19 protein-coding genes are annotated in these 19,335 nt (G+C 68.1%); 13 read left to right on the top strand and 6 right to left on the bottom strand.

All coding sequences use genetic code 11. From position 1 onward, the window contains the following. Positions 1–23: 23 nt before the first annotated feature. From serS to MPLG2_RS13370, 7 genes are all read left to right on the top strand, one after another. Entirely contained in the window at positions 24–1,298 is a 1,275-nt protein-coding gene (gene serS / locus MPLG2_RS13400) for a serine--tRNA ligase (RefSeq protein ID WP_105186561.1), read from the top strand. 4 nt (positions 1,299–1,302) lie between these two features. After that, a complete protein-coding gene (locus MPLG2_RS13395; protein ID WP_105186560.1) occupies positions 1,303–2,085 on the top strand; it encodes an HAD family hydrolase in 783 nt (260 codons plus the stop codon). Between the two features lie 137 nt (positions 2,086–2,222). Further along, the gene (locus tag MPLG2_RS13390) at positions 2,223–3,899 is read left to right on the top strand and encodes an ABC transporter substrate-binding protein (RefSeq protein ID WP_231935659.1); all 1,677 of its coding nucleotides are present in this window, start codon (positions 2,223–2,225) and stop codon (positions 3,897–3,899) included. A 206-nt stretch (positions 3,900–4,105) separates the two neighbouring features. Then, the gene (locus tag MPLG2_RS13385; protein ID WP_105186558.1) at positions 4,106–5,128 is read left to right on the top strand and encodes an ABC transporter permease; all 1,023 of its coding nucleotides are present in this window, start codon (positions 4,106–4,108) and stop codon (positions 5,126–5,128) included. Continuing rightward, positions 5,125–6,147, top strand: a complete 1,023-nt coding sequence (locus tag MPLG2_RS13380; protein ID WP_231935658.1) for an ABC transporter permease — start codon at positions 5,125–5,127, stop codon at positions 6,145–6,147. Before MPLG2_RS13385 ends, MPLG2_RS13380 begins: the two co-directional genes overlap by 4 nt. Positions 6,148–6,149: 2 nt before the next feature. Continuing rightward, entirely contained in the window at positions 6,150–7,181 is a 1,032-nt protein-coding gene (locus MPLG2_RS13375; RefSeq protein WP_105186557.1) for an ABC transporter ATP-binding protein, read from the top strand. Continuing rightward, positions 7,174–8,259, top strand: coding sequence for an ABC transporter ATP-binding protein (locus MPLG2_RS13370; protein ID WP_105186556.1), 1,086 nt, complete (start codon positions 7,174–7,176; stop codon positions 8,257–8,259). Before MPLG2_RS13375 ends, MPLG2_RS13370 begins: the two co-directional genes overlap by 8 nt. Positions 8,260–8,399: 140 nt before the next feature. Here the strand turns inward: MPLG2_RS13370 and MPLG2_RS13365 are convergent, their stop codons facing one another. Continuing rightward, a complete protein-coding gene (locus MPLG2_RS13365) occupies positions 8,400–8,966 on the bottom strand; it encodes a WhiB family transcriptional regulator (protein WP_158681206.1) in 567 nt (188 codons plus the stop codon). A gap of 216 nt (positions 8,967–9,182) precedes the next feature. Between MPLG2_RS13365 and MPLG2_RS13360 the strand changes: the two genes are divergently transcribed. After that, positions 9,183–10,511, top strand: coding sequence for a DUF4921 family protein (locus MPLG2_RS13360; RefSeq protein ID WP_105186554.1), 1,329 nt, complete (start codon positions 9,183–9,185; stop codon positions 10,509–10,511). Positions 10,512–10,688: 177 nt separating this feature from the next. Here MPLG2_RS13360 and MPLG2_RS13355 read toward each other — a convergent pair whose 3' ends face one another. The 3 genes from MPLG2_RS13355 to MPLG2_RS13345 all read right to left on the bottom strand — a co-directional run bounded on the left by MPLG2_RS13355 (position 10,689) and on the right by MPLG2_RS13345 (position 13,689). After that, positions 10,689–11,951 (bottom strand): DUF1501 domain-containing protein, encoded by a 1,263-nt coding sequence (locus MPLG2_RS13355; protein WP_105186553.1) that lies wholly within the window; start codon positions 11,949–11,951, stop codon positions 10,689–10,691. A 20-nt stretch (positions 11,952–11,971) separates the two neighbouring features. Beyond that, positions 11,972–13,300, bottom strand: a complete 1,329-nt coding sequence (locus MPLG2_RS13350; RefSeq protein WP_105186552.1) for a DUF1800 domain-containing protein — start codon at positions 13,298–13,300, stop codon at positions 11,972–11,974. 176 nt (positions 13,301–13,476) lie between these two features. Next, complete coding sequence (locus MPLG2_RS13345) at positions 13,477–13,689, bottom strand: hypothetical protein (protein ID WP_105186551.1); 213 nt, start codon at positions 13,687–13,689, stop codon at positions 13,477–13,479. Between the two features lie 140 nt (positions 13,690–13,829). Between MPLG2_RS13345 and MPLG2_RS13340 the strand changes: the two genes are divergently transcribed. Continuing rightward, positions 13,830–14,387: a DUF1707 SHOCT-like domain-containing protein gene (locus MPLG2_RS13340; protein ID WP_105186550.1), complete on the top strand. Its 558-nt coding sequence runs from the start codon at positions 13,830–13,832 to the stop codon at positions 14,385–14,387. Positions 14,388–14,457: 70 nt separating this feature from the next. Here MPLG2_RS13340 and MPLG2_RS13335 read toward each other — a convergent pair whose 3' ends face one another. Further along, the gene (locus MPLG2_RS13335; protein ID WP_105186549.1) at positions 14,458–15,102 is read right to left on the bottom strand and encodes a TetR/AcrR family transcriptional regulator; all 645 of its coding nucleotides are present in this window, start codon (positions 15,100–15,102) and stop codon (positions 14,458–14,460) included. Between the two features lie 126 nt (positions 15,103–15,228). Between MPLG2_RS13335 and MPLG2_RS13330 the strand changes: the two genes are divergently transcribed. The 4 genes from MPLG2_RS13330 (at position 15,229) to MPLG2_RS13315 (ending at position 18,701) form a co-directional block, all read left to right on the top strand. After that, positions 15,229–15,888, top strand: a complete 660-nt coding sequence (locus tag MPLG2_RS13330) for a hypothetical protein (protein ID WP_158681204.1) — start codon at positions 15,229–15,231, stop codon at positions 15,886–15,888. 236 nt (positions 15,889–16,124) lie between these two features. Further along, positions 16,125–17,045: an ABC transporter ATP-binding protein gene (locus MPLG2_RS13325; RefSeq protein WP_425543089.1), complete on the top strand. Its 921-nt coding sequence runs from the start codon at positions 16,125–16,127 to the stop codon at positions 17,043–17,045. After that, entirely contained in the window at positions 17,038–17,916 is an 879-nt protein-coding gene (locus MPLG2_RS13320) for an ABC transporter permease (RefSeq protein ID WP_197709947.1), read from the top strand. Before MPLG2_RS13325 ends, MPLG2_RS13320 begins: the two co-directional genes overlap by 8 nt. After that, positions 17,913–18,701 (top strand): ABC transporter permease, encoded by a 789-nt coding sequence (locus tag MPLG2_RS13315; RefSeq protein WP_105186546.1) that lies wholly within the window; start codon positions 17,913–17,915, stop codon positions 18,699–18,701. Before MPLG2_RS13320 ends, MPLG2_RS13315 begins: the two co-directional genes overlap by 4 nt. Positions 18,702–18,970: 269 nt before the next feature. On the opposite strand, the gene MPLG2_RS13310 is transcribed toward MPLG2_RS13315, so the two are convergent. Then, positions 18,971–19,315 (bottom strand): glyoxalase superfamily protein, encoded by a 345-nt coding sequence (locus MPLG2_RS13310; protein ID WP_105186545.1) that lies wholly within the window; start codon positions 19,313–19,315, stop codon positions 18,971–18,973. Positions 19,316–19,335 lie beyond the last annotated feature (20 nt).

Here is a 19,335-nt window from a genome sequence, read left to right as displayed (position 1 = left end):
TGCCGGGCCGATAGGCTGGTTCGGTGATCGACCCGAAGTTGCTGCGTACCGACCCCGATGCCCTGCGAGCCGCGCAAGAGGCGCGCGGGGAGTCGTCCGAGCTGGTCGATCAGCTGATCGCCGCCGACGAGCAGCGCCGGTCGAGCATCGCGGCGTTCGAGAACCTGCGGGCCGAGCAGAAGACCATCGGCAAAGACGTCGCTCGCGCCAAAGGTGACGACAAGGTCGCCCTGATCGCCCGCACCAAGACGCTGTCGGCGCAGGTGAAGGCGGCCGAGGCGGCCGCCGCCGAGGCCGGCGCCACCTTCGACGAGTTGATGCTGGCGATGCCCAACCCGGTGTTCGCCGACGTGCCGCGCGGTGGTGAAGACGACTTCGTGGTGGTCGAAACCCACGGCACCCCGCGCGACTTCGAGGCCGAGGGATTCACCCCTCGCGACCACCTCGAACTGGGTGAGTTGTTGGGCGCGATCGACATGGCCCGGGGCGCCAAGGTCAGCGGTGCGCGTTTCTACTTCTTGACCGGACAAGGCGCGATGCTCGAACTGGCGCTGGTCAACCTGGCCATGGCCAAGGCCACCGAGTGGGGATTCACGCCGATTCTGCCGCCCGCGCTGGTGAAGCCCTCGGCGATGGAGGGCACCGGCTTTCTCGGCCAGGCGGCCCAGGACGTCTACCACCTGCCCGCCGACGACCTGTACCTGGTCGGCACCTCTGAGGTCGCCCTGGCGGCCTTTCACAGCGACGAGATTCTGGACGCCGCCACCCTGCCCCGGCTGTATGCCGGGTTCTCGCCCTGCTTTCGCCGCGAGGCCGGCAGCTACGGCAAAGACACCCGCGGCATCTTTCGGGTGCACTGGTTCGACAAGGTGGAGATGTTCGTCTACTGCCGTCCCGACGAGGCCGACGACCTGCACCGCAGGCTGCTCGCCTTCGAGAAGGACTTCATCACCGCCCTCGAACTGCCGTTCCAGGTGCTCGAGGTGGCCTCGGGTGATCTCGGCTTGTCGGCGGCCCGCAAGTACGACTGCTACGGCTGGATTCCCACCCAGGGCCGGTACCGCGAGATCACGTCAACCTCGAACTGCACCACGTTCCAGGCCCGCCGGCTCAACATCCGGATGCGTTCCGAGACCGGTACCGAGCCCGTGGCCACGCTCAACGGCACCCTGTGCGCGATGACCCGCATGATCATCCTGCTGCTCGAGAACCACCAGCAGCCGGACGGGTCGGTGCGCGTTCCGCCGGCCCTGCGTCCCTTCCTGGGTGGGCGGGACTCGCTCACCCCGGTGAACTGACCAGATGACGTGGCGTCCGCGCCTGGTGGCGCTCGACATCGACGGCACCCTGCTCGATCACGACGGGCGGTTGCCGCAGTCGGTGATCGACTCCGTGGGTCGGGTGGTGGCCGCAGGAGTGCCGGTCGCGCTCAGCACCGGACGAGGGTGGGTCGGCACCCGTCCTCTGGTCGAGGCACTGGGGCTGCCGGCCGGGCAGCATGTGTCGTCCAACGGCGCGGTGCGGGTCAGCTACCCACCGCTGGAGGTGTTGGAGCGGGTCACGTTCGACCCGTCCGACGTGATCGAACGGGTGCTGGTCGAGCACCCCGAGGCAATGCTGGCGGTCGAGATCATCGGTCGGGGCTTCAAGGTCAACCGTACGTTTCCCGAGGGCGAGCTGACCGGCGAGCTGGTCACCGTCGAACTGGGCGAGCTGGTCGCCGAACCGGTCACTCGCGTGGTGGTGCGCGACCCGAGCGCGTCCGAGGACGACTTCATCAGGCTGGCGCATCGGCTGGGCATGGACGGGGTGAGCTACTTCATCGGGTACACGGCCTGGCTCGACATCGCGCCGGACGGCGTCGACAAGTCGTACGGACTGGCCGGGCTCTGCGCCGATCTCGGCATCGAAGCGGCGGACGTGCTCGCGCTCGGCGACGGACGCAACGACATCGAGATGCTCACCTGGGCCGGTCGAGGGGTGGCCCTCGGCGATGCCCCGGCCGAGGTGCGCGAGGCGGCAGACCATGTCACCGACCGGTTCGCCGACGGCGGCACCGCGCGGGAGTTGTCGCGCTGGTTCTGAGCGCCGCGCCGAGCGGCCCTCACAAACGGGTAACAGCTTGGGCACATCCACAGATTTCAGTGGCCGATGAGCAGTCACCCCGCTAGCGTCACCCCATCGCGGCGACACGAAGCCGTCGCACCACGATGGGAGAACAAGTGAGAAAGCGGATCCCCCTGCGCCGCGGGCTCGCCGCGACGGCTGCGGTCGCGTTGCTCGCCGGCTTCGGCGGTTGCGTGCAGAGTCAGCGCGAGAGCGCCAGCCCCGGTGCCACCGCGGGAGGCGGCACGAAAGACACCTTCGTGTTCGCGGCATCGTCAGACCCGTCGATGCTCGACCCGGCCCTGGCCAGCGACGGCGAGACCTTCCGTGTCGCCCGACAGCAGTTCGAGGGGCTGCTCGGCACCAAGCCCGGCACCACCGAACTCGAGCCCCTGCTGGCCACCGCCTGGAAACCATCGGCCGACAACACCTCGTTCACCTTCACGCTGCGTGAAGGGGTGAAGTTCTCAGACGGCACCGACTTCAACGCCGAGGCCGTCTGTGCCAACTTCGACCGGTGGTTCAACTGGACCGGCCTCAACCAGTCCGAGAACATCACGTACTACTACGGCAAGCTGATGCGCGGCTTCAAGACCGGGCCCACCTCGGGCGACGCCCTGTACAAGAACTGCGAGGCCACCAGCGCCACCGAGGCGACCATCAACCTCAACAGCGCGTTCGTGCACTTTCCTGACGCGATGACCCTGCCGGCCTTCTCGATGCAGTCGCCCACGGCGCTGAAGAAGTACGACGCCGACAACACGGGCGGCACGGAAAAGGATCCCCGGTTCTCGGAGTACGCCACCGCCCACCCCACCGGCACCGGCCCGTTCGTCTTCGAGAAGTGGGATCGCGGCCAGTCCGTGACCCTGAAGCGCAACGACAACTACTGGGGTGAGAAGGCCAAGGTTTCGACGGTGATCATTCGCACGATCAGCGACGCCAAGGCGCGCACCCAGGAACTGCAGGCCGGCACCATCGACGGCTACGACCTGGTTGCTCCGGCCGACCAGCAGACCCTGAAGGACGGTGGCTTCCAGATTCTCAACCGGCCGGCGTTCAACATCCTCTACCTGGGCATGAACCAGAAGGTGAAGGCTTTGTCCGACATCAAGGTGCGTCAGGCCATCGCCTACGCGATCGACAAGGACGCTCTGATCAAGCAGGTGATGCCCGAGGGCACCACGGCGGCGATCAACTTCATGCCCGACAACGTCACCGGCTGGACCGACCAGGTGACCAAGTACGGCTACGACCCCGACAAGGCCAAGCAGTTGTTGAAGGAGGCGGGGCAGGAGAACCTGACCCTGGACTTCAACTACCCCACCGGCGTTTCACGGCCCTACATGCCCTCGCCCGAAGACATCTACACCTCGTTGAAGGCCCAGCTCGAGGCGGTCGGCATCAAGGTCACCCCGGTGGCCAGCAAGTGGAATCCGGACTACCTGAACCTGATTCAGGGCGGCAGCAGCCACGGCATTCACCTGCTGGGCTGGACCGGCGACTACAACGATCCCGACAACTTCGTCGGCGTGTTCTTCGGTGGCAAGGCGAACGAATGGGGCTTCGACAATCCGGAGCTGTTCAAGGCGCTGAAGGAGGCTCGTGAGACGGGTGACGCGGCCGCACAGAAGGCCAAGTACGAAGAGATCAACAAGATGATCGCCGACTTCGTGCCGGGCGTTCCGCTCACCCACGCACCGCCGTCCCTGGCATTCGGCAAGGGTGTGCAGGGCTACACCCCCTCGCCGGTGCAGGACGAGGTCTGGAACCTCGTCACGATCAGCAAGTGAGCCTGTCGTTGGTTGAGCTTGTCGTTGGTTGAGCTTGTCGAAACCTCGGTTCGGGTCTCGACAAGCTCGGCCAGCGATCTCGACAAGCTCGGCCAGCGATCTCGACACCTCGGCCAGCAGCACTCAGCCGAAACGCTTGATCGAAGGGCCGGGTCGGTACCACGATTACGTGGGCCCGATCCGGCTCCCGGACTGAAAGGCAGCGCATGCTCAGGTTCGCCGTCCGCCGGATTCTGCTCATGATCCCGGTGCTGTTCGGTCTCAGCGTGCTCCTGTTCGTCTGGCTGCGGTCCCTGCCCGGAGATCCCGCTCGCGCGCTGCTGGGCGAGAAGGCGACCCCCGAAGCGATCGCGCGAATCAACGAGCAGTACGGGTTCAACCAACCCTTGCTGCAGCAGTACGTCACGTACGTGGGCCAACTCATTCGCGGCGACTTCGGCAACAGCCCACGCACCGGAGAGCCGGTGCTCGAGACCTTCATGCTGCGGTTTCCGGCCACTGTCGAACTGGCGGTGGCGGCGCTGCTGTTCGCGGTCGTGATTGGCATTCCGCTGGGCTACCTGGCCGCCAAACGGGCCGGCGGCATTCTCGACACGCTCACCGTGTCGGCCTCGCTGGGCGGCGTGGTGATTCCGGTCTTCGTGCTCGCCTATCTGCTCAAGGTCGTGTTCGCGGTCGGGCTGCCCGGCCTGAAGTTTCTCGCCGTGCTGCCGTCGTCGGGTAGACAGACGGTCACCATCGACGCCACCCACGTGACCAACTTCTACGTGCTGGACGGCCTGCTCACCGGCGAGTTCGACGCCGCGTGGGACGCCATCCTGCACCTGATTCTGCCCGCCATCGCGCTGGGCAGCATTCCGCTGGCCATCATCGTGCGCATGACCCGGGCCTCGGTGCTGGACGTACTGCACGAGGACTACGTGCGCACCGCCCGCGCAAAGGGCCTCGACCCCGGCCTGATCAGCCGCCGGCACGTGCTGCGCAACGCGCTGCTGCCCGTGACCACTACCATCGGCCTGCAGACCGGCGCGCTGCTGTCTGGCGCGGTGCTCACCGAGTCGGTGTTCGCGTTCAACGGCATCGGCTCGTACCTGTTCGAGGCGATCTCGAACCTCGACTTCGCGGTGCTGCAGGGCTTCATCGTGTTCATCGCGCTGGTGTACGCCCTGGTGAACCTGGTGGTCGACCTGTTGTACGGCCTGATCGATCCGAGGTTGAGAACACGATGACCGACGACCGCAACCCCAACCTGCCCGACGACACCGACATCACCGACGACACTGACGTGCCCGAGGCGCCCGATCTTGCCGTGGCGACCTCGGTGGGCATGCTCGAGCGGCCGCCCCTGCTCGAAGAGGCGATGGGCGGCGACGAGATCGACGAAGAGGGCACCAGCCTGTGGAAGGGCGCCCTGCAGCGGCTCGTGCGCAACCCGTCGGCGATCATCGGCGCGGTCATCGTGGCGCTGTTCGTGCTGATCGCGGTGTTCGCCCCGGTGCTGGCGCCCTACGAGCCGGCCGGTTCGCAGTGGATCGACCAGATCACGCCGTACTCGCTGCCCCCGTTCTCGCCCGAACACCCGCTCGGGCTCGATCCGTTCGGCTCGGACCTGCTCACCCAGCTGATCTTCGGCGCCCGGCAGTCGCTGATCATCGGCGTGGTGTCGACGCTGCTCGGCCTGATCGGCGGCGCCATTCTGGGCGGCCTGGCCGGCGCCTTCGGCGGCTGGGTGGACGTCACCGTGATGCGTCTGGTCGACATTCTGCTGTCGATTCCCTCGCTGCTGCTGGCGGTGTCGGTGGCCGCGGTGATGGGCCGCCAGCCGCTGGCCATCATGGTGGCCATCGCCACCGCGCAGGTGCCCATCTTCGCCCGCCTGCTGCGCGGCTCGATGATGGCCGAAACCCGCAAGGACTACGTGCTGGCCTCGTGGTCGCTCGGGCTGCGCCGGCGCACCATCACGATGAGTCACGTGCTGCCCAACTCGCTCGGCCCCGTGCTGGTGCAGGCCACGCTCACCCTCGCCACCGCGATCATCGAGGTGGCCGCCCTGTCGTACCTGGGCCTCGGCGAGGCCGACCCGGCCGTGGCCGAATGGGGACGCATGCTGGTCAAGGCCCAAGACCGGCTGCAGTCCGCGCCGTGGTTGACCTTCTTCCCGGGCCTCTGCATCGCCGTCACCGCGCTCGGCTTCACGCTGCTCGGCGAGTCGCTGCGCGAGGCCCTCGACCCCAAGTCGAGGCGGTGACCATGACCCAGACCCAGGCTCAGGGCGGCACCGCGGTGACTGAGCGCGAGCCGCTGCTCGAAATCGACAACCTGAGCGTCACGTTCAAGCATCGCCGGTCGCAGACCCGCGCTGTGGACGGCGTCAGTTACTCCGTCGACCCCGGCGAGATCGTCGGCGTGGTGGGCGAATCGGGCTCGGGCAAATCGGTCACCGTGCTCGCGCTGATGGGCCTGCTGCCCGCACGCGGCGTCGAGGTGACCGGCCAGGTGCGGTACAAGGGCCAAGACCTGCTCAGCATGGGCGATCGGGCCATGGCCAAGTTGCGCGGCTCTGAGATCGCGATGGTGTTTCAAGACCCGATCAGCTCGCTCAACCCGGTGGTGCCGATCGGCGTGCAGGTGGCCGAGGTGCTGCTCACCCACACCAAGACCACCAAGAAGGCGGCCATGGCCGAGTCGGTCGACCTGCTGCGCCGCTGCGGCATTCCCGACCCCGAACGACGCCTGAAGGAGTACCCGCACCAGTTGTCGGGCGGCATGCGGCAGCGGGCACTGATCGCCATGGCGCTGGCCTGCAAGCCCAAGCTGCTGATCTGCGACGAGCCCACCACGGCCCTCGACGTGACGATTCAGGCTCAGGTGCTCGAACTGCTCAAAGAGCTGGTCACCGACTCGGGCACGGCGATGATCATGATCACCCACGACCTGGGCGTGGTGGCCGGGCTGTGCGACCACGTCAACGTGATGTATTCGGGCCGCATCGTCGAGTCGGCCCCCCGGCAAGAGCTGTTCGCCCACCCGAGGCACCGGTACACCCACGGCCTGCTGGCGTCCATTCCGCGGCTCGACCTGCCCCGCGGCGAACCGCTGCAGCCGATTCCCGGCACCCCGCGCGACACCATCACGTGGTCGAAGGCCTGCGCGTTCGCGCCGCGCTGCCGGCACGCCACCGACGAGTGCGTGCGACCCGACATTCCCTTGGAGCCGCTGCCCGATTCGCCGCCGGACCACCCGGTGCGCTGCGTCCACCCCGCGGAGGTGACCCATGGCTGACGGCTCTGAGGGTCTCGACAAGCTCGACCAACGAGATGACCTGCTGGTGGTCGACGACCTCAAGGTGCACTTTCCGATCAAGAAGGGCCTGGTCGTCGACCGCACCGTCGGTCACGTGAAGGCCGTGGACGGCGTGTCGCTGAGGGTACGTCGCGGCAGCACCTACGGCTTGGTGGGTGAGTCGGGCTGCGGCAAGTCGACGTTCGGACGCGCGGTGCTGCGGCTCGAAGAGCCCACGGGCGGCACGGTCACCCTCGACGGGGTCGACGTCAGCGCCCTCAGCGGTGAGAAACTGCGCCAGGCCAGACGGCGTATGCAGATGGTGTTCCAAGACCCCCTGGCTTCGCTCGACCCGCGCCAATCGGTGCAGAGCCTGATGATCGAGCCGCTGCGCGTGCACGACCCGCGTCCGCAGGCCGAACTGATCAAGCGAGCCGCCGACATGCTCGAACTGGTCGGCATGCCGCGCTCAGCCCTGGCCAAGTACCCCCACGAGTTCTCGGGCGGCCAACGGCAACGCATCGGCATCGCCCGGGCCATGATTCTCAACCCCGATCTGGTGATCGCCGACGAACCCGTCTCGGCCCTCGACGTGTCGGTGCAGGCGCAGGTGATCAACCTGCTGGAGCGGCTGCAGAAGGAGTTCGGGCTCACCTACGTGGTGATCGCCCACGACCTTGCGGTGGTGCGGCACATCAGCGACCGGGTCGGCGTGATGTATCTGGGCCGGCTGGTCGAAGAGGCCGATGCGGACGAGCTGTACCAAACGCCGCTGCACCCCTACACGATCGCGCTCATGTCGGCGATTCCGATTCCCGACCCCGAGGTCGAAGACCGACGCGAACGCATTCTGCTGCGCGGCGACCTGCCCAGCCCGGCCAACCCACCGTCCGGCTGCCGATTCCACACCCGCTGCCCCTACCGGCAGCCCACGCTGTGCGACACCGAGGTGCCTGAACTGCGGGTCATCGAGGGCCACCCCGGCCATCGGGTGTCGTGTCACTGGGCCGAGTCGATTCTGGCTGGACGGGTTGAACCCGCCGACTCGCTGGTGGTCGAGGCAGCGGTCGCCGAATAGCGGAGGGCGGCCATCCAGCCTTGTGGGGATCTCGTCATCCCGACGGAAGTCGGGATCTCTGCCGGGTCGTGGGGACGTGGCGTGCGCGGCCGTCGGTTGTGAGATTCCGGCTTTCGCCGGAATGACGTGGGTCGGGTGGCTCAGGCGACCCGCTGCTCGCGCGGACGACGCGGGTAGCCCACCACCGCGGCGAACACGGCCAGCACCCGCTCGACGCTCGGCTTGACAATGGCGAGTTTCACCTCGGCCGGGGCGGTACGGGCGCGACGCATGTGGCGCTTCACCGTCGACAGCGAGCAGCCCAGCCGCATGGCCAGCACTTCGAGGCTCTCGTGCGGGTTGGCCTGGCGCAGCCGGACGACCTCGTCATGGTTGATCTGACGGCCGCCGCGCACCACGCCCGACAGGACGTCCAGATCGTCCGGCTCGACCTTCACGCCGAGCGCGTGCCGCATCTGGACGCGCTGCGCCTCGGTGCTGCCGGCCACGAAGCCGGCCACGTCGTGGTCGACCACGGCCTCGTACAGGCACGAGGTGAACAGCGGGCAACCGGCGCAGACGGCGGCGGCGCGGGCGGCGAGCAGCGCCTGGCGACGCTGGGCATCAGTGCCCTGCCGTGCCTTGACCGGCTCTTCGAGCAGTTCGTGCTGAAACAGAGCAGGGTTGTCGATGCAGGCGGCGCGGGTTTCGATGGGCGCGTGCGGCATGTCGTTCTCACTTCCGTGACTGGTCCTCATCGGGGTTGGACGCGGGAGGTCACGATTTGGTTGCAGGGTCTGCGGAATGGTGCCGATCGGTTACCGGGTGGCGATGCCGGAAGGCGATTCCGTCGGTCGGAGACCCTCGGGGGGTGGGTCGGTGCCGAACCAACTGAGCCTGACGCTACCCTGAGGGGCACTACAGAATCCAGGGGAGCTCTACCCATGCTGACGTCCCACCGCGAGCCGGACTGGTTGACCATGATGGCCGACGGCACCGTCAAGCAACTGAACCCTTTCTCGGGCACCGAGGTGTGGACCGTGGCCGGGCGCGGCAACAGGCCGCTGGGTGTGACGCTGCCCGATCCGGTGCCGCTCGACCCGGCCATGCAGGGCCGGTACTGCCCCTTCTGCGAGCAGCGCTACCTGGAGACGCCGCCCGAGAAGTCGCGCATGATCAGGCACCCCGACGGCACCCGCGAGGTGCGCTACGGCACCACGGCCGAGGAGTTGTTCACCACCGTCGCCGAGTTTCGCCGGGTGCCGAACCTGTTCGAGATTCTGAGCTATCAGTACTGGAACGCCAACTACGGCTACACCCTGCCGCCGCGGGTGGCGGCGCGTAAGGCGGCCTACCTCGACTCGCCGATCGGTCGCGACCATGTGCTGGGCGTGGCCCGCACCAAACTGCTGGCCGGCGGCCGCACCCACGAGCAGGTGGACGCGATGACTGAGGCCGAACAGGTCGACTTCGCGTCGGGCTTCTTCGGGGGCGGGCATGACGTGATCATCAGCCGCCGACATTTCGTGGACGGCGCCACAGACAACACCCAACTGGCCGCCTCTGGCACCATGACGCCCGACGAGCACGGGGCCCTGCTGTCGTTCACGGTCGAGTCCATTCAGGCGCTGTTCAACCTGAACCGCTACGCCCGCTACGTGGTGGTGTTTCAGAACTGGCTGAAGCCGGCCGGCGCGTCCTTCGATCACCTGCACAAGCAACTGGTGGCCGTGGACGAGCGCGGTGTGCAGGCCGAGCGGGCCGTGGCGCTGCTGCGCGACAACCCCAACGTGTTCAACGAGAACGCGGTGAACTACGCGGGTTACAAGAATCTGGTGCTGGCCGAGAACGACCACGCCATCGCGTTCGCAGGCTTCGGGCACCGCTTCCCGTCCCTTGAGATCTACAGCAAGAGCGCCGAATGCGACCCGTGGGAGCAGGCGCCCGAAGAGCTGCGCGGCATGTCTGACATGCTGCACGCGATGCATGCGGCCACCGGGGTGGACGTGCCCTCGAACGAAGAGTGGCATTACCGGCCGATCGACGTCGATGTGGCCATGCCCTGGCGCATCGTGCTGAAGTGGCGCATCTCGACCCTGGCCGGCTTCGAGGGCGCCACCAAGATCTACCTGAACACCCTCGACCCGTGGACGATCCGCGACCGGGTGGCCGCCCGGCTGCTGACGCTGCGCGACGACGGCAAGGTCAGCCCCGACCTGCGCATCGGCACCGAGGCCGAGTGCCGTCCGAACTCGTTGCGGTATCACCGCTGACCGAAGTCTGGCGGGTATTGGGGACGGTTCCGATTCCCGTTCATCTGAGCCGGCGCACTTTGCTCTGGCAAGCCAGAAATCGGGACGGAGGCAGCCTGAACGATAGTCGGAACCGTCTCCCTTTCCGGTCAGTGGGGGGATGGTGAACGGTATTCGGAACCCCAATCCCGTTCACGCTCAGCCGAACAGTCGGGGCACGGTGTTCGTCCAGCCGTTCAGCACCTGGCCCGGGTCGGCGCCGAGCACGCCGGTGAGCATCGAGCCGTACACGTCGCGAAAGTCGGTGGACGCCCGCAGGTCGCCTTCGTCGAGGTCGGTGAGGCTGGGCTGGCTGCCGTAGTGGCCCCCCTGCACGCCGCGGCCGAACACGAACATCGGGCCGGCGGTGCCGTGGTCGGTGCCTTCGGAGGCGTTGGCGTGCACCCGGCGGCCGAACTCCGAATAGACCATGGTGACCACCTGCCGGCCGCGCTCGGTCTTGGCCAGCCGGGCGGCGAAGCCGGCCAGGGCGGCGTCCAACTGGGCGAGCAGCCGCTCTTGGGTGCCGCGTTCGTCCGAATGGGTGTCGAACCCGCCGAGCGACACCGAGTAGACCCGGGTGGGTACGCCCAGTTCGACCAGGCCGGCCACGATGGCGAGCTGCTTGGCCAGGTCGGACTGGCCGCCGGCACTGCCGCCGGGTGCGGTGGTCTCGTCTTGCTGGTCGTCGATCTCGGCCACAGCGTCGTGAAACGTGCCGGACGCCTTCACCAGGTCGGCCAGTGAGGTGGCGGCTGCTGCCTGCCAGGGCCCGTCGGACGGGCTGGGCAGGGCCAACCCTGCCACGGTGCGTCCGGCCGCGCCGCGGGGCAGGGCCAGCCGGGTACGGCCGAGCGTCGAGCCGGCGGTGCGGGTGCCGGCCAGCAGCGGCGGCAGCACCGGGTCGAGGGCCAGCGCCTTGACCGGGTCGGGCGCCAAGTCGAGCCAGCGGCCGAGCCAGCCCGAGGTCGCGGGCGTGCCTGGTGAGCCGCACTGCCAGATCGCCATCGAGGCGAAATGGCTGCGGTCGGGTTGGGGGTAGCCGACGCCGTGCACGATGGCCAGCGACTTGTCGTCCCACAAGCTCTTGAGCCCTTTGAGGCCGGGGTTGAGGCCGAGGCCGGTGCCGACGTCGAGCACCTCGTCGGGTCGGTACGCCAGGTCGGGACGGGCCGCTGCGTAGGCCGGGTCGGCTGCGGGCACCACGGTGTTCAGCCCGTCGTTGCCGCCGTACAGGGTGACCACGACCAGCACGCCGGCCTGTGGGTCGAGCGGGGTGCGTTGGGCGGCTGCGAACAACTGCGGCCACGACAGCGTGGCGGCCCCGCCGGCCACGAGGGCGCCGGCGGTCACCCCCGACCAGGTCAGAAAGCGGCGCCGGGTGGTGGTGTGCACTGTGGTCGGCAGGGTGGGTGTGGTCATGGCTGCTCCTCGTGACGGCACTAGCGACTGACGATGTACTCGGGGCTGCAGGCGGCCAGGGCCACCAGTTGGGCGGGCCGGTCGGCCACGCCGGCCAGGGCGTCGGCGGTGCGCGTCGACCAGGCGTCCACGCCCAGCAGGCGACCGGTGGCGGCCACCCTGGCCCTGGTGGTTCCGGTCAGCTTCGGGGTGGCCGCGGCGGCGACCCGGGTGGCCAGCGCCAGCCTGGTGGCCGCGGCACCGCTCGACAGCCACCCGCGCCCGGACGGCCAGCCGCCCACGCTCGGCGGCCGGAACGGCACCTGGCCCATGCCGGCCAACCCTGCCAACAGGCTCTGGGCGAGGGTGGTCGTGCGGCCGTCCTTGAGGGGGGCGGCGAGCTGGTCGGCACTCACCCCGAGTTGGCGGGTCAACCCGACCAGCCACAGCACGGGTTCTTTCACCAGTGACAGCTCGGGCGAAGAGAAACCGGGGTCGGCGACCAGCGCGAGCAGCAGCCGGTCGAGGCGCCGCTCGGGGCCGTACGCGGTGGTGAGGCGTTCCAGGTGCGCGGCAGGGGGCGGCTCATGGCTGACGAAGCGGGCCCAGAGTCGCGAGATCACGAAGGTCGCCGACGCGGGTTGGGCCAGGGCCAGGTCGACCACGTCGTCGGCGCCGAGGTCGCCGGTGCGGCCCAGCAGCGTCTTCTGGCCACTGTCGTGCCGGCGCGGCCGCAGCGTGGCCACCGCGGTGCCGCCGTCGCGCTGCAGGGTGAAGCCGGTCAGCGCGCGGGCGGCCGCGGTGACGTCGGCCTCGGTGTAGTTGCCGTGGCCGAGGGTGAACAGCTCCAGGTACTCGCGGGCGAGGTTCTCGTTGGGCGAGCCGGTGCGGTTCTTTGGGGCGTCCAGCCACACCATCAGCGCCGGGTCGACGATCAGGGCGTGGGCCAGCGGGCCGAACGATGCACCGCCCAGGCTGCGGAACGTCTGGTTCTGGGTGAGCATCAGGTGGGCGAGCCGCACCTTCTGAATCGAGGTCGCGAAGTGCCCGTGCCAGAACCAGGTCAACCGCTCGCGGGCCGGGTCGGGGCTGGTGATCAGCTGCGACAGCCACCAAGTGGCCAGGGTCACGGCGTTGGCGCGCAGCACCACCCGACGGGCCTTCTTGGCCACGGTGCTCTCACCCTTGACCCGCTCGGGCACCTGCTCGAACTCCGGTGGCGTCGGGGCGGCCGCGGCGCGGCCGAGCAAAGCCCGGGCCGCGCCGTCCGGCCCCCGCCGGGTGAGCGCGTCGAGGTCGTGCGCGGGTAGCCCGAAGGCCAGCCGGTCGACGACGCGCCGCACAGTCTGCGCCTGAGTGAGCGGATCCATGCCTTCGATGGTGCGCGCACTTGGCGTGGGCGCGACCCTTCGTCGACCGATTCGTAGCGGGTCGGCAGCCGCTCTTCAGGAAGTCTTCAGACCGTAGGCCGATCCAGCTTGCCGCGGCAGATCGGATCTAGTCTCGACACGCTCGACCGGCGGTTCGAGCTCGTCCGCCGGGCGAGTCAGTTCTGGGGGCCGGGGTCGCCGATCGCCTTGTCGTAGTCGAACTCTTCGCCGGAATCCTCGGCCGGGCCCGGGTTGCCGATCGCCCGCTCGCGATTGATTTCGGCCTCGGGGTCGAGGGCGGGGCCGGGGTTGCCGACGGCGACACGATCGTCGGCGTCGTCGAAGTTGGGGCCCGGGTTGCCGATGGCCTGGCCGTCACCGTTCGTCATCAATATGCTCCTTCGCACTCGTGGGTCGTCGCCAGGCTACTCGCCGAACGACCGCTCGCCATGGTCTGCAACCGTCGGGGTTAAGGTGTCAGTCTGGCGGCCGCCCCCGGTGGCCCGGTGATCGTTCGAGGAGCGCCAGCATGTCGACACCACAGTGGCAGAACCTTCCGCAGCCGCCGAACTCGGGCGGCCAGGGTTGGGCGAGGTTTTCGGCCGACCCCCGAGACGCGCGTTACCAGCAGGTGCGCGCCTCGGACGCCGACCGCACCAACGCCGCGTCGATGCTCGCCGACGCCTATGCCGAAGGACGGCTCGACAAGGACGAATACGACCAGCGCGTGAACCAGGCGATGAACAGCAAGACCCTCGGCGAACTGGTGCCGGTGCTGGGCGACCTGGCCGTCGATCCAGGTGGTTTCGCGCAGTCCGCCATGCCGCCTTCCGGCCAGGGTTCGCGCGGTCTCAGCATGAGCCGATTCCCTCGCTGGTGGCTGGGCATGGCGGTGATGTTCAACCTGATCTGGTTGATGACCGTGGTGGGTACGGGTCACTTCATCTACTACTGGCCGATGTGGCCGATGCTGGGCACCGCGATCCCGCTGCTGATGGGCTGGTTCGGGGGTGGCGGCCACCGGCGCCAGTCTGCCCCTGAGCAGAATCGGCAGTTGCCCCCGGGTCAAGACAAAGATCTGCGCTGACGCCCGACACGGCGGCCAGGGTGCCGAATCTCTCGTTGACCAGGGGTTACGCCGGGCCCAGACAAACCGCTCATGCCAGGCCCAGTGTGGCCACCTGTCTGCTGAGTAACGCTTCGTACAGGGCGTCGGCAGGGTCGGCGGTGCCGACGAAGTGGCCCGACAGTTCGAGGCTGATGAAGCCGATCAGGGCCGCGAGTTCGGCGAGCACGGCCGCCAAGCCCGCCCCGTCGGCGTCGGGAAACGTGGTGCCGAGGGCGCCGAACTGGTCGGCGAGAACGGGGTCGCCGAAGGCGTCCGGCGCGCTTCGCGGGGCGAGGCGCAGAAACGGTTCGGCGACCGCTGCGGCGGCGGGCACGGTTTCGGGCGGCGCCACGTAGCCCGGAATCGGCGTGCCGTAGATCAACTGAAACTCGTGGGGCACCGACCGCGCCCAAGCGCGCAGGCCCCGGCCGAGCGTCCGCCACGCCTCTGCACCCGCCAGCCCCTCGGTGGCAGGTAGCGCGGAGGCCAGATTGCCGTAGCTCTCGACGATCATCGCTGTGAGCAGCGCCTCGCGCGTCGGAAAGTAGCGATAGACCGCCGACGACACCAGACCAACCTCGCGGGCGATCGCGCGCATCGACAGGGCCCCACCACCCACCTCGGCGATCTGCCGACGGGCGGCGGCGCGGATCGCTGCGGTGACCTGGCGGCGGCTCTCGTCGCGGACGCCCATGACGTGCTCCCTTAGTTGTCGTCGCCATTCTGCCACACATTCGAGAGCGGTGCTCTTGTAAATCAGAGAGCGGTGCTCTATCTTCAGTTACGAGAGCGGTGCTCTCAAATCTATAAAGGAGTTTCAATGAGGACCACCACGCGCGTGTTCAGCGTTCGAGACCTGCTGATGCCTGCGGTCGGCCCTGGCCTGCTGATGGCGTTGTATCTGCTGCTGCGTCCGTACGGCGACTCGCCCGGCGAGGTGTCGTCGCCCCAGGTGCAGGCGGAGGCGTTCGCGTCGACGTGGTGGGTGGTCGCCCACGTGTGCGGGGCGTTGGCCTTGGTGATGTTCGCGCGGCTGGCGTTGCGGGTGGCCGATGTCGATCGCACCTCGTTCACGGCCCGCGTCGCGCGCTGGAGCGGGTTGGCCGGTGCGGTGCTGGTGCTGCCGTACTACGGTGCCGAGACGTTCGCCTTGCATGTGATCGGCAGCCACGCCGCCGCCGGACAGCTTGACCTGCTGACCCTCGTGCCGGACATTCGCAATCAGCCCGCGGCGATCACCACGTTCGGTCTCGGGCTGGTGTTACTGGCGGTCTCGGGCGTTGCGGTGGCGCTGACCTGGGCACGTCGGACGAACACGTGGCTGGCTTGGCCGCTCGGCATCGCGATCGCCCTGGTGCTGCCGCAGTTCTACCTGCCGCCGGTCGGCCGCATGGCGTTCGGGGTGGCGTATCTGGCGGCAGCGGCTCTGTTCGCCTGGTCGGTGGTGAGTGTGCAGCGGGTGCCGCAACCAGTCGGCTGAGGTGGTGGCCGATCGGTGGCCGCGTCCCTGCTGGTTGAGCCTGTCGAAACCAGGGTCTCGACAGGCTCGACAAGGGACGAGTGGGCGGCTGGGTCGTCCGAAAGGACGATGCCCATCAAACCGGCTGGCGCTCCCGTCATTCCGGCGAACGCCGGAATCTCACAACCGCACCATGAAGAACGCGTCGCCGTTGGCGAAGTTCATTACTGTCAGGGGCCGTTGGTAGGTTGCCCATCGTGTCGGTGATCGAAGCCCGTGGGTTGGTCAAAAGCTATGGCGACCTCAACGCCGTCGACGGCATCGACTTTGAGGTCGCGGCGGGCGAGTCGTTCGGCCTGCTCGGGCCCAACGGCGCGGGCAAGTCCACCACCATGCGCATGATCGGCGGCACGTCGCTGCGCACCGCCGGCACCCTGACGGTGCTGGGCATGGACCCCGAAGTGCAGGGCCCCGATGTACGGGCCAACCTGGGCGTCATTCCGCAGCAAGACAACCTCGACACCGAACTGCGCTGCCGCGAGAACCTGATCACCTACGGCCGGTATTTCGGCTTGCCGCGGGCCTATCTGCAGCAACGGGCCGATGACCTGCTGGCGTTTGCCCAACTCACCGAGAAGGCGAACGAGAAGGTCGACAACCTGTCGGGCGGCATGAAGCGGCGGCTCACCATCGCCCGCGGCCTGATCAACGAGCCGCGCATTCTGCTGCTCGACGAGCCCACCACCGGCCTCGACCCGCAGGCTCGGCACATTCTGTGGGACCGGCTGTTCCGGCTGAAAGAAGAGGGCGTGACCCTGGTGGTCACCACCCACTTCATGGACGAAGCCGAGCAACTCTGCGACCGGCTGGTGGTGATGGACCACGGTCGCATCGTCGCCGAGGGGTCGCCGGCCCAACTGATTCGCGAGCACTCCACCCGCGAGGTGCTCGAGGTGCGATTCGGCTCCGACCGCAACGCGGCCGTGGTCGAGCAGTTGGCCGACCTGGCCGAGCGCATCGAGGTGCTGCCCGACCGCGTGCTGCTGTACTCGGCCGACGGTGAGGCCGCGCTCGAACACGTCCGGGGTCGCGGGTTGAACCCGGTCACCTCGCTGGTGCGGCGGTCGTCACTCGAAGACGTGTTTCTGCGCTTGACGGGGCGGTCTCTCATTGACTGACCGGGCAGCCACGCCGATCACTCTCGGCACCGATTCGAACCGCCTCGCCTACACGGGGCGGGCGTTGGCGCCTTCCGTTCAGGCCAGCATCACGCGCAGATGGGGCTGGTGGCTGTACGCCGAGTACCGGCTGATCAACATGCGGGCCTATCTACAGACCATTCTGATTCGCGCGATCGGGTTGCCGCTGCTGTACCTGTCGTCGATGGGGTTGGGGCTGGGCAACCTGGTCGACGCCGGTGCGGGCGGCGTCGACGGGGTCAGCTACCTGGTGTTCGTGGGGCCGGGGTTGCTGGTGTCGTCCATCGTGATGGAGGCCACCGGCGAGTTCACGTTTCCGGTGATGAGCGGCTTCAAGTGGCAGAAGCACTACTTCGCCGCCGCCGCGTCGCCGCTGACCCCCGCCCAGATCGCACTGGGTGAAGTGGCCGCAGTAGGGCTGCGCTTCATCGCCGAAACGGTCATCTTCTGGCTGGCGCTGTTGCTGTTCGGCGCCGTCGTTTCGCCCGCCTCGTGGCTGGTGGTGCTGATCGCACCCTTGGCCGCACTGGCGTTCGGTGCGCCGCTGCTGGCCTTCGCGGCCACCCAGACCGACGAGGGCACGCAGTTCTCGTTCATTCAGCGGTTCATCGTGATGCCCATGTTTCTGTTCGCGGGCACGTTCTTTCCGCTGACGGCGATGCCCTGGTACCTGCAATGGGTGGGCTGGGTCTCGCCCATGTGGCACGGTACGCAGCTCGCCCGCGTGGTCTGCTACGGCATGGCCAACCCGTGGTGGCTCACCGTGGTGCACATGGCCGTGCTGGTCGGTTGCACGGCGGGCGGCGTCTGGGCCGCGATTCGGGTCTTCACCAGAAGGCTCCGTCGATGACCGCCATGGCCGGGCTGTACGCCGGCAACGTGCGCGCCGTGCTCGAACGCGGCTTCAAGGTGATCGGCAATCAGAACTGGACGATCCTGGTGTCGGGCTTCTTCGAGCCGGTGTTCTACCTGCTCGCGATGGGCTACGGCCTCGGCGGCATGGTCGGCCAGGTCAGCGGCCCGAACGGCACTCCGATGTCGTACCTGTCGTTCATTGCGCCGGCCCTGCTGGCCACTTCGGCCATGAACGGCGCCATCTACGACAGCACCTGGAACGTGTTCTTCAAAATGAAGTTCGCCCGAATCTACGAGGCGATGCTGTCGACCTCGCTCGGCCCGCTCGACGTGGCTGCCGGCGAGATCGGCATGGCCCTGTTTCGCGGGCTGCTCTACGCCTGCGGCTTTCTGGTCGTGATGGCGGGGCTGGGCATCGCCACCTCGTGGTGGGCGCTGGCCATGGTGCCCGTGGCTCTGCTGATCGCGCTCGGTTTCGCCGCGGTCGGCATGGCGGTGACCAGCTGGTTCAGCACCTTTCAGCAGATGGAGCTGATCAACATCGTGCTGCTGCCGATGTTCATGTTCTCGTCCACGCTGTTTCCGATCGACGTGTACCCGCAGGCCGTCCAGTGGTTCATTCAGGCATTGCCGTTGTGGCACGGGGTCGAGTTGATGCGGCAGCTTTCGATCGGGGCGTTCGGCCCGATGACGGCGGTGCACCTGGCCTACTTCGGCGTGATGTCGGTGGCGGGCGTGATCTTCTGCGCGCTGCGACTGAGGGCGTTGTTCCTGCGCTGAGCATCGTCATTTCGGCACCGTTGCGTCATTCCGGCACCGTTCCGTCATTCCGGCGAAAGCCGGAATCTCTCCCCTGAGTCAGCGCATGGGTGCGGTCGGGAGATCCCGGCGTGCGCCGGGATGACGGGTGGTGAGTGGGCGGTGGGGTGCGGTTGGGAGATCCCGGCGTGCGCCGGGATGACGGGCCGTGAGTGGGCGGTGGGGTGCGGTTGGGAGATCCCGGCGTGCGCCGGGATGACGGGCGGTCGGGTGCGCCGGCATGACGGACCTCAGGCCGACTGGCCGACCTCTTTGGTGCCCACCCGCACCCGGTTGCCATCGGGGTCGACCACCTCGAAGTCGCGGGCCCAGGGGTGCTGCTCGACCTCGACGCCGAACCGACGGGCGATGACGTCCACGTCGGGCACCCACACGAAAACCAGGGCCGGGGCGGTGGCGTCGGCCACGTTCTCGCTGAGAAACACATCGGCCCCGTCGCGCCGAATGCCCATGAACCGGTGGGTGGTGCCGCCGCCGTAGCGGTGGGTGAAGTCGTGCACGAACCCGAGTTGCTGCCACCAGGCCAGTGACGCGTCCACGTCGGTGACCCGAAGAATCGGTACCACCTGGATCATCGCGGACCTCCTTGTTCGCA

The sequence above is a fragment of the Micropruina glycogenica genome (assembly GCF_900289045.1).
Classification (GTDB): Bacteria; Actinomycetota; Actinomycetes; order Propionibacteriales; family Propionibacteriaceae; genus Micropruina; species Micropruina glycogenica.
This window is presented reverse-complemented; position numbering and strand designations above follow the sequence as displayed.

Excerpts from the sequence above, each read along its gene's own strand:
- MPLG2_RS13345 (WP_105186551.1), bottom strand. The coding sequence starts at position 13,689 with ATGACGAACGGTGACGGCCAGGCCATCGGCAACCCGGGCCCCAACTTC.
- MPLG2_RS13360 (WP_105186554.1), top strand. The coding sequence starts at position 9,183 with ATGCTGACGTCCCACCGCGAGCCGGACTGGTTGACCATGATGGCCGAC.
- MPLG2_RS13375 (WP_105186557.1), top strand. The coding sequence starts at position 6,150 with ATGACCCAGACCCAGGCTCAGGGCGGCACCGCGGTGACTGAGCGCGAG.
- MPLG2_RS13310 (WP_105186545.1), bottom strand. The coding sequence starts at position 19,315 with ATGATCCAGGTGGTACCGATTCTTCGGGTCACCGACGTGGACGCGTCA.
- MPLG2_RS13315 (WP_105186546.1), top strand. The coding sequence starts at position 17,913 with ATGACCGCCATGGCCGGGCTGTACGCCGGCAACGTGCGCGCCGTGCTC.
- MPLG2_RS13365 (WP_158681206.1), bottom strand. The coding sequence starts at position 8,966 with ATGCCGCACGCGCCCATCGAAACCCGCGCCGCCTGCATCGACAACCCT.
- MPLG2_RS13340 (WP_105186550.1), top strand. The coding sequence starts at position 13,830 with ATGTCGACACCACAGTGGCAGAACCTTCCGCAGCCGCCGAACTCGGGC.
- MPLG2_RS13370 (WP_105186556.1), top strand. The coding sequence starts at position 7,174 with ATGGCTGACGGCTCTGAGGGTCTCGACAAGCTCGACCAACGAGATGAC.
- MPLG2_RS13330 (WP_158681204.1), top strand. The coding sequence starts at position 15,229 with ATGAGGACCACCACGCGCGTGTTCAGCGTTCGAGACCTGCTGATGCCT.
- MPLG2_RS13355 (WP_105186553.1), bottom strand. The coding sequence starts at position 11,951 with ATGACCACACCCACCCTGCCGACCACAGTGCACACCACCACCCGGCGC.
- MPLG2_RS13380 (WP_231935658.1), top strand. The coding sequence starts at position 5,125 with ATGACCGACGACCGCAACCCCAACCTGCCCGACGACACCGACATCACC.
- MPLG2_RS13350 (WP_105186552.1), bottom strand. The coding sequence starts at position 13,300 with ATGGATCCGCTCACTCAGGCGCAGACTGTGCGGCGCGTCGTCGACCGG.
- MPLG2_RS13395 (WP_105186560.1), top strand. The coding sequence starts at position 1,303 with ATGACGTGGCGTCCGCGCCTGGTGGCGCTCGACATCGACGGCACCCTG.
- MPLG2_RS13335 (WP_105186549.1), bottom strand. The coding sequence starts at position 15,102 with ATGGGCGTCCGCGACGAGAGCCGCCGCCAGGTCACCGCAGCGATCCGC.
- MPLG2_RS13385 (WP_105186558.1), top strand. The coding sequence starts at position 4,106 with ATGCTCAGGTTCGCCGTCCGCCGGATTCTGCTCATGATCCCGGTGCTG.